The following is a 9910-nucleotide window of genomic DNA, read 5'->3' on the forward strand; positions in this document are numbered from 1 at the left end:
TTAATTAATAATAGATTTGTATTATGTTTGGTTTATTTTTATATTGACCAAATGTAGATAATTTATTGAATAGATAAAATATTTAACAAAAAAAAATTATGATGAAAAAGACCGCCTCAAAGATAAGACGGTCTTTTTGTCTTATCAGTAAATTGTTCTATTGTAAAATAAGTCTTTTTATCATATTTTCATTTTTGCTTGTAACCTTCACTAAATAAATTCCGTTTGGTAAATTAGTAAAATCCATTTGTTTAACAAAAGTTGAATTATCATTTGTTATATTTTCAGAATATAAAACACTTCCCTGAATATTGAATATTGATAAAATAGCATCGGAATGCAATCCTTCAATAACTATATTTGCTATACCATTTGCCGGGTTTGGTATTATATTCATACTTATGTTTTCTTTGTATTCCTCAATACCTACACATGGATCGTATATAACATTAACCGTATCGCGAGCGGTACAAGCACCTGATGTTACAGCAACCCAAATAACATATGAACCGGCTGTATTATTTACAGATATTGAATGAGAAGTTTCAGTTGTTGACCATACATACGAACTGTAACCTGTTCCGGCATTAATAGTAACAGTATTACCTACACATATGGTTGCATCATTTCCAAGATTTGGTTTAGTAATATGGTCAACAGTAACAACAACATTTTCAGTTGCAGAGCCACATGAACTGGTTACAGTAACCACATATGTAGTTGTTGTTGTCGGACTGGCTACAGGATTTGCAATTGCAGCATCACTTAAACCTTCTGAAGGGCTCCATGAATAAGTACCTCCGCCAACAGCTAATAATTGCACATAGCTACCAAAACAAATTGCAGTATCTGTTCCGGCATTTGCAGAAGGTGATGTAGTAATTGTTATCACTACATTAGAAGAAACCGTATCACAATCAGCAAAAGCAGTCAGAGTTAAAGTTACTGTTCCATTTGTTATATCAGATGCGCCAAGAACGTATTTTGTATGCAACAACGTACTATCAATAAAATGCCCGTTACCATTGGTTGTCCATGATAATGAATCATAATTTGCAGCCGTACTCCCTAATAAATTCAATGAATCTAAATAACATATCGATTGTGCAGAACCTGCATAAACAACAGGTAAAGGAATAATAACAAGATGAACCGAATCTCTTGTTATACATCCATGAGCATTTGTAACATCAACCCAATAATTACCAGTTGTTGTCACATTAATGGTTTGAGTATGCACTCCTGTTGACCATGTATATGAGGAATAACCTGTTCCCGGATTTAATATATAGGAACCACAAACAGTAGTGTCATTTCCTAAAGTAACAACGGGAGAAGCAAACTGAGTTACCACTACAGTATCAGTTGATGTTAAACCATAACCATTATTGACTACTGCAATATACGTAGCAGCCGAATCAACACTTATGGTTTGAGTAGTTGCTATTGATGCAGGATGCAGCAATGTTGACCACGTATAAGAATAAGTATATCCTGAAGCAGATGCTCCGGCATTAAGTATAACCGGATTATTCTTACAGAAAGCTGTATCCGGACCAAGGTTTACAACCGGTATTTCAGAAATAGCAACATTATCAATATCTACATAATAAGTTCCGGAAGTTCCTCTTTTAACACGGAATCCCGGAATTACTGATGAACCTGAATAGGATGCCAGCGGTAGTATTTCTTTTTTCATAGTAGCCGAAGTAACATGGTTAGCTGAATTAATAATTTTCAACGTATCGTATGTTAATCCGCAATCATCCGAAAGTAATACCAATATAGTATCTGTTGTTAATGTTGTTCCCGTTCCTAAAGTACCTACGATTCTATAATCAAAAGAAAGATATGATTTATTGGTAACCGGACCGGTTTTTTTATTCATAAATGCACTGGCAGTTGTAGCTGTAGTGCTCATAGATGCATACATTACTGTTGAGGTATTTCCATGACCTGTTCCGCTAAGGAAATTAGTTACATTCCAGTTTGCAAGCGCTGGTGTTCCCTGGAAATCTTCAACATGAGGAATGGCTAATATAGGATTTGTAGTAATTGTGGTGGTTGTGGTATCATTATTAAAAGTTATATCTGCTGACAAATCAGTATAGGCTTTTAAAATATAATTACCTTCAGCCGTTGTATTCAAATATCCTACAAAAAGTGTATCTATGGCATTCATGGCGAGAGGTCCTTCTAATGTATCTTTCAGAGTAACCAATCCAGAAGGAGTAGTAACGTCAACCTGTACAGGAATATTAATTTGTGAATCCGTTCCGTAATTTTTTACAATAACATTCACTGAATCATTAACTATTCCACAAATTTTATTTACAGGTTTTAAAATTGAAGTAATTCCGGCATCATTAGCAGGAGGAATAAAAAATTCAATGTTATCAATATAGTTATTATTTCCGGGAACTCCGTTAGCTGCATTATATTTACAGGCAGATTTGAATTCTAAAGAGAATATTGTATTAGCATAAGCTGATAAATCAAACGTTCTGGTAGTAAATGGATCCGATGAAGCTGTTGTTGGATTAAAATATTTGGTTCCATTTATATCGCTTAAAGTATCTACTCCGTTAGCAATTAAAACAAGCCATGTATATGTTTTTTGTGAGTTATAAACTTGTTTCAAATCAAATTTCATTCTTAGATGTGTAAGACCTGTAGCATTTATATTACAAGGTTCTAAAACTGCATGATGTGTTGTATAAGTCCCATATGCTGCTGATGCAGAAATGGTACCGGTTCCAGTCCATCCTGTACTGCTTGAAAATCCTGTCATAAATGCACAACCCGTGTTATTCACACCACTTGTATCGCGGAATATTGCACCAGCGTTTGCATTTGCAGAAAGCATAAAATAGTTACTGCTTCCTGTATTAAAATTCTCAGTAAATGGAAATGTGCTTATCGTTCCTACTGAAAAAATATTCGCAAATATTGTATCATTCAAATGATTTAAATCTGTAGATAAGCTGACAGCTGCACCACAGCTATAGTTACCGGGAGTCAGGAAATTTGCATGCTGGGTAAAAGTATATTGAACGGTATCACCGGGATTCACTGGACCTGCAATATATTCAGGACCAATAATTGTTTGCCCGCCATTAATAGAATAGTAAACCGGAATATTTGTTTGAGCAGCAGCGCCCATATTTGTAACTTTTATTGTTACTGTATCGCTGGCTGTATGCCCGCATCCGCTTTGAGGAGCAACCCAACTTACAGCAGCCATTTCATTAGCAGGTTTTATATAAACCTGAACACTGTCAATACCAACATCTGTTCCACTAGTAGTAGATAAATTTTTAACAGAAAATCTAACTACTGAATTTGCTGCAGTTGAAGTTCCTAATTCTACAAGTTGTTCGGTCCATGCTGCTGCTGTGGCAAACTTCTGAATTAAAGTAAAAGGGCCACCGTTACTCGACAAAAACACTGAAAGTGTGTCAGTTCCGGAAGTATTGATATGCCAGAATTTGAGTATTTTCGGGCCAACTGTTGAAAAGTTAATATATGCATCTAATGCTCCGCTGGTACCAGCTGTTACGCTTGCTGAATGGAAACGTGCAGAATAAAGTGTACCTGTACCAACTCCGGTTGGAGTATAAGCACCGGTGGTTGCATTAGTCCAGGATGCTGATGTTCCGTCGTCATTTCTTCTCCAGGAATTATTCCCTGTATATGCAGAATTACTCCAATATACAGAAGGCACATCACGTGTTCCTAAAAAATTAACCCATGTTCCATTAAAACTTTCAGAAAATGGTAATGATGCATAATCTTTAACATAAACGGTAGCTATTGATGTATCATTGCTATTTCTCAGGTCTGTATTTCCATTGGGGTTTTCGGTCCATGTTTTAATAGTATATAATCCTGAAGTGGTAAAATCATATGTACCAATAATAGTTGGACCATTAGTATTGCCAAATGCAACATTACCTGTCCATGCATAAGGTGTCTGAAGTACTCCGTTTACACTCCATGCTATACTTGCATTTTTAAGTGTATCCGATGCAAAATTCTTAACTGTAACTCCAATATTTGTTATACCAGCTACAAGCCCTGTTGGAGAATTGATTGCAGAAACACCTGCATCATATTGTAAAAGAGCGTAGGTAAATGTTAAACCTGATGAAGGAACAATTGTTGAAGAAATACTAACCGATGAATTATTAGCAGTACCCGCAGTTGTTGAAGCCCAAAGTGTACCTGTCCTGTTATTGAAATCAGTATTTGTTTGTCCGCGTAAACCTACTTCACACGATGAAGTATTGGTACTTGCATATGTTACTGTACCATAAACAAACTGAACAACATTTGTTGATTCATAAAGCCTGATTTGAAAATTTATATTATCTGCTGTCCCTGTTGTGCCTCTTTTGAATTTTTTCCATTCAACAACCAGAACCCTGTTAGGCGATGTTCCTATAGTTGCATAAGTTAATTGCGAACCTGTTTGTCCAACAAGGTTTCTACCAAGAGCGCTTACTCTATTTTGCAAAACCGATGAAGCAGTAGAGGTGGCACTTATTGGTGTGTTTGATGCCGATGAATTTAAATTCACTGAATCTTGTCCAAATGAAATCCAGCCATTAGCGTTAACTCCAAAAACATTTACAACACTGCCATTAAACGTAAAATTAAATCCTATTGGCAACCCTACTCCTTTATATACAGTAGTGCTACCTGCAGGAGCAGCAGCATCAACATAATACATTCCTGTTGCTGTTATTGAAGGAGTAAGTGCATTACTGGTACTTGTAACAAGTGTGTCGTAAGTACTTGTTGTCTGACTATACGAATAGTAGGCAACCTGTGCAAATGAGCCTATACTAATAAGCGCAAAAGCAATTAAAATGCATAATTTTTTTTCATGTGAGCTTTTATTTAAGGGGTATTTTTATTTATGTTTAGAACAATATCATACAATAATTAATTCACGAATTATAAAAATATTTAATTTCTGATAGAAATCATGCATTAATATATCTAAATTAATTTTGAAATGTATACTTCTTCATTTTACTATTAAAACAAAATAGAAGATATAGTTATAATAAAAGACAAATTGCCTTATTATATAGACAATATATGCCTATTATACTGAATATTTGAGGCTGTTATTTTGTCGTGTTCGAATTATGAAAGCCCGGACAGCTGTATTATAAATTAACAATAACAACCCTATATACCTATACGTATCAGGTCGCCGTGGCGACTACAAAAATAATCTTTCAACAATTGGTTACTATCGGCATAACTTGTTCTATTAATTTTTTAAAATGAAAAAAACAAGTACAATTTATCATAAAATCAATGGAAAGAATTTATTCCACTGAATATAAAAAACGTTCGGCTTCAATTGCAGCCATACATCCGCTTCCGGCAGCAGTAACAGCTTGCCTGAAAGTAAAGTCCTGGATATCGCCGGCAGCAAAAATCCCTTCAACACTGGTTCGCGTTGAACCGGGTTCAGTTTTTATGTAACCGTTTTCATGCAATTCAACATGACCTTCAAAAAGATCAGAATTCGGCTTATGCCCTATTGCAACAAAAACACCGTCAACATCTATTTTCTTTTCTTCTCCGGTAATGGTATTTTTCAGGATTACACCATTCACAGCCTTTGAAAATCCATCTTCTGTACCAACGATTTCGTATGGAATACTATTCCAAATCACTTCAATATTTGCTGTGGTTAAAACTTTATTCTGCATAGCCTTGGATGCACGCAGTTCATTACGACGATGAATTAAAAAAACTTTTTTACATAAGTTAGAAAGATAAGTAGCTTCTTCACATGCAGTATCACCACCTCCAACAACAGCAACAACTTTACCTTTATAGAAAAAACCATCGCATGTTGCACAAGCGGAAACCCCATATCCACCAAATTTATTTTCTGAAGGAATACCCAGCCATTTTGCAGAAGCTCCGGTAGCAATAATCACTGTATCGGCATGAATTTCTTTTTCATCATCGGTATTGATAATGAAAGGGCGTTTAGAAAAATCGACTTTCGTAACCGAACCCCAGCGTATATCTGCACCAAAACGTTCAGCCTGTTTTTTCAAGTCTTCCATCATATCCGGTCCTGTTATTCCCTGAGGATATCCGGGAAAATTTTCAACTTCTGTAGTAATGGTAAGTTGCCCACCCGGCTGTATTCCCTGGTACAATATAGGTTTAAGGTCGGCACGTGAAGTATAAATAGCAGCAGTATACCCTGCCGGTCCCGAACCAATAATCAAACATTTTGTTTTTTCAATTTTCTCTTGCATAATTTTTTTACTGCAAAAATATGATTTTAATACTTACAAATTACAGTATCGGTAAAAACTCCATAACCTGTCCATACGCCAAGACCACCACCTACAATATTGGTTACTATCTGTGAAGGGGTCATAAATGGATTTCCACTCGAATACATTTCGCCCTCAGCAGTACGCCAGAAATCATAAGACGGTTTATCAACAGAACAATATTTCACGATCACAGTATCTCCAATCTTATAAAAACCAAATTCAGGATCTTCTTCCGATAATCCCAATGAAGATGCACCCCTCATCATTGAAAACTGAAATTGCTGCCCGTTAAAATATTTATCATCATAAATAGAGAAAAATATCGGGCAAAAAACACTGTCTTTTGATATTCTCTTTGTAAACAACCTATAAAAATTACCCGGCTCAGGAGGATCATTAAATATGCTCCATACATATCCTAGACTATCCTGATTCTGTTCCACTTTAAACCATACACTGTCTATTAATATTGGAGGAGGCAAAATTGTTGTTTCAGAAGTAAAGGTTTTCCCCATTGCATTTATCGTTAGAAAATATCTTTTCCCAACTTCTCCTTTTATTTTATTTCCTATATAATAAATTGGAGGAAAATAGTTCATATTAAAAGTTTTTTGCAAAGTGTCATTTATGATACCGTCAGAAACAACTACTGTTGCATCCTGTATTATTAAATTATAGATCATTGTTGAATCGATGACTCCGAAATAAGGTAAATTTTTTGTAAGGAATACCATTGCATAACCATTTAAGTCAATTGAGCCTTCAACAACCACTTTTTCTTCTGATTCAGGAACATCCACTGTAATATTCTTTTCACAAGAATCAAATATGAATAATGAAAACATTACAAATATTAAAGTAAATATATTATCTATTTTTCTCATTGTTAAACAAATTTAAAATTTAAAATTCCATGTAACTGAAGGTAAGATAGGAAAAAGAGAAACCTGCTTTGCCTGTGTTTCAAGATGATATTCAGCAACAGTTCCTGTAGTCTGGAAATAAATATAATATGGGTTGTACCTGTTATAAAGATTATAAATCGAGAAATTCCAGCTCGATTCATACTTCTTATGTTTTTTACCGGTATAAGTGGCCGAAATATCAGCACGGTGATATGCTGGCATCCTGTAATCATTTTTAGGTCCGTATTCGCTTACTATTGCTCCGTTTATAACATATCGGGAAATAGGAAGCGTCATTGCATTTCCTGTAGCATAAACCCATATTGCCGAGAATGTCCATTTTTCATTATATTCATACGATAAAATAAATGACACATCATGACGGCGATCGTATTTTGCCCAATATTCTTTACCTCCGTTGATTTCAGGAAATTTTCTTTTGGTATATGATAATGTGTAACCAAGCCACCCTGTCCATTGACCTGTTCTTTTATTAACAAAAAACTCTGCACCATATGACCATCCTCTTCCAAAAGTCATATTGTTATCTGTATTGTTTTTAATATTGTCTTCGGGTAGCGAACCTTCTTTGAATTCAATCTGGTTTTTCATATCTTTATAATAAACCTCTACTGAAGATTCCCACATATTTTTTCTGAAGTTTCTGAAATACCCTAATGAATATTGCGTTCCGAATTGTGGTTTCACAATATCGGTGCTGGGCACCCAAATATCAGTAGGTAATGAAACAGCTGTAACCGAAGCAAGATGAATGTACTGATAATTCTGTGAAAAAGAAGCCTTGATTGATGAAACTTCATTTATACCATAACGCATGGAAAGTCGTGGTTCCAGGTGGTTATAAGTTTTTATATTTTCCCATAATCCGTAATGTATTGAATCAATGACCTGGTTTGATGAATTAAGAATAAAGCGGTCGAACGGCCCGAGGAATTGGAAGTACGTGTAACGCAAACCTCCGTTAATTTTTATTTTATCGTTTACATCCCATTCATCATTTGCATAAATTGCTACATCATTGCTGAACAATCTTACTTCATCGCCAAGGTCAAGGTCAACACCGCTGGTTTTGGCAGTTGCATTATTCGGAGTAAAAATATGATAGATATAATTTCCGCCGAATTTTACTTTATGACGGCTATCTGGAAAATAAGAGAAATCAAGTTTTCCATTATAATCGGTTACACCTGAATAAAGTTTAATATCATAATCGCTTTGCGTGGCGCCCATTTCAAACTGGTAATTGCTGTATATAATCGAGGTGTTCAAAAATAATTTAGGAGCAAAAACATGATTCCAACGGAATGATGTTGTTGCATTTCCCCATTCGATGGTATTTTTAAAACTTAAATCCTTTTGATTCAAACTAAAAATATCACGGCCAAAATATCCGCTAAGGAAAATCCGGTCTTTGTCAGAAAGCCTGTAATTAATCTTTGTATTCAAATCATAAAAATAATATGAGGTACCTTTGAATGCCGATGTTTTCTTGATAAATGGTTTCATCAAAAGATCGATGTATGTTCTTCTTGCAGAAATAATGAATGAGCTGGTATCTTTTTTTACAGGTCCCTGTACTGTGAGCCTTGAAGATATTAATCCAATTCCTCCGTCAACATGGTAATCGTGGCTGTTCCCCTCTTTCATTGAAATATCAAGAACCGAAGCCAGTCGTCCTCCATAGTTTGCAGGCATTCCAGCTTTAGTCAATTCAATATTTTTTACAGCATCGGCATTGAATACAGAGAAGAACCCAAACAAATGCGAGGCATTATAAACTACCGCTTCATCCAGTAAAATCAGGTTTTGGTCAGGGCCACCTCCTCTTACATAAAAGCTGCTATTGCCTTCACCGGCGCTTTGTACTCCGGGAGTAAGCTGAATGGTTTTCATAATATCCACTTCACCCATGAATGCAGGAAGACTCTTGATTTTTTCTACATCCATTTGCACTTTCCCCATATCGACGCTCGAAGTATTTTTATCATCTTTTTCGCCTGTAATTACCACTTCCTGTTTTGTAATTACTTTTTCATCGAGTTCAATATTTATTTTTTTATTTTCCTTGAGTTCCAGTGTTTCAGTATGTTCAACATATCCCATATACGACACTACAAGGGTATATGAACCTTTATCGGCAGTAATGGCATAATATCCATATTGATTGGTTTGTGCTCCTTTCATATTCTCTTTAAGGTACACATTTGCACCAAATAAATATTCCCCTGTTTGTTTATCTTTAACGTACCCGCTAATAGTGAATTTCTGAGAGAACCCTGAAATCGTTAAACTGGTAATCATTAATAAAACCAAATAAAACTTACGCATAATCTAAATTTTAAACTTAAGTGCAACGTTAAAAGTATACTTTTGTTTCTAAAATAGTAGCAAATATATAAATATGAAGTCATAAAAAAATAAAGAATTCTAATAAAATTAATATTATATTTGCACGATTTTTAAAATTTCAAACAATTACGAATATAATTTTAGTATTGTTTGAAAAATAAAAAATGAGAAGAAAGTGTTTGCCTAAGACAAATATCTTATTTGACAATTAGAAATTTCGGGGTGTGGCGCATCCCGATTGTTATCGGGAGGCTAGCGTACCTTTATTTATTTTTTTAAAGTTCTTTTATTGTATTTTTTTCGGGGTGTGGCGCA

General features: G+C 35.0%; 4 protein-coding genes. All 4 read right to left on the reverse strand.

The annotated features are described in order from the left end of the window. Positions 1–157 precede the first annotated feature (157 nt). Positions 158–4732, reverse strand: coding sequence for a T9SS type A sorting domain-containing protein (locus tag PKK00_00455; GenBank protein HNW96861.1), 4575 nt, complete (start codon positions 4730–4732; stop codon positions 158–160). A 610-nt stretch (positions 4733–5342) separates the two neighbouring features. Further along, entirely contained in the window at positions 5343–6296 is a 954-nt protein-coding gene (gene trxB / locus PKK00_00460) for a thioredoxin-disulfide reductase (GenBank protein ID HNW96862.1), read from the reverse strand. 26 nt (positions 6297–6322) lie between these two features. Continuing rightward, a complete protein-coding gene (locus PKK00_00465; GenBank protein ID HNW96863.1) occupies positions 6323–7204 on the reverse strand; it encodes a DUF4249 domain-containing protein in 882 nt (293 codons plus the stop codon). 12 nt (positions 7205–7216) lie between these two features. Then, positions 7217–9574 (reverse strand): TonB-dependent receptor, encoded by a 2358-nt coding sequence (locus PKK00_00470; GenBank protein HNW96864.1) that lies wholly within the window; start codon positions 9572–9574, stop codon positions 7217–7219. Positions 9575–9910 lie beyond the last annotated feature (336 nt).

This window comes from Bacteroidales bacterium (genome assembly GCA_035353855.1).
GTDB lineage: Bacteria > Bacteroidota > Bacteroidia > Bacteroidales > CG2-30-32-10 > DAOQAK01.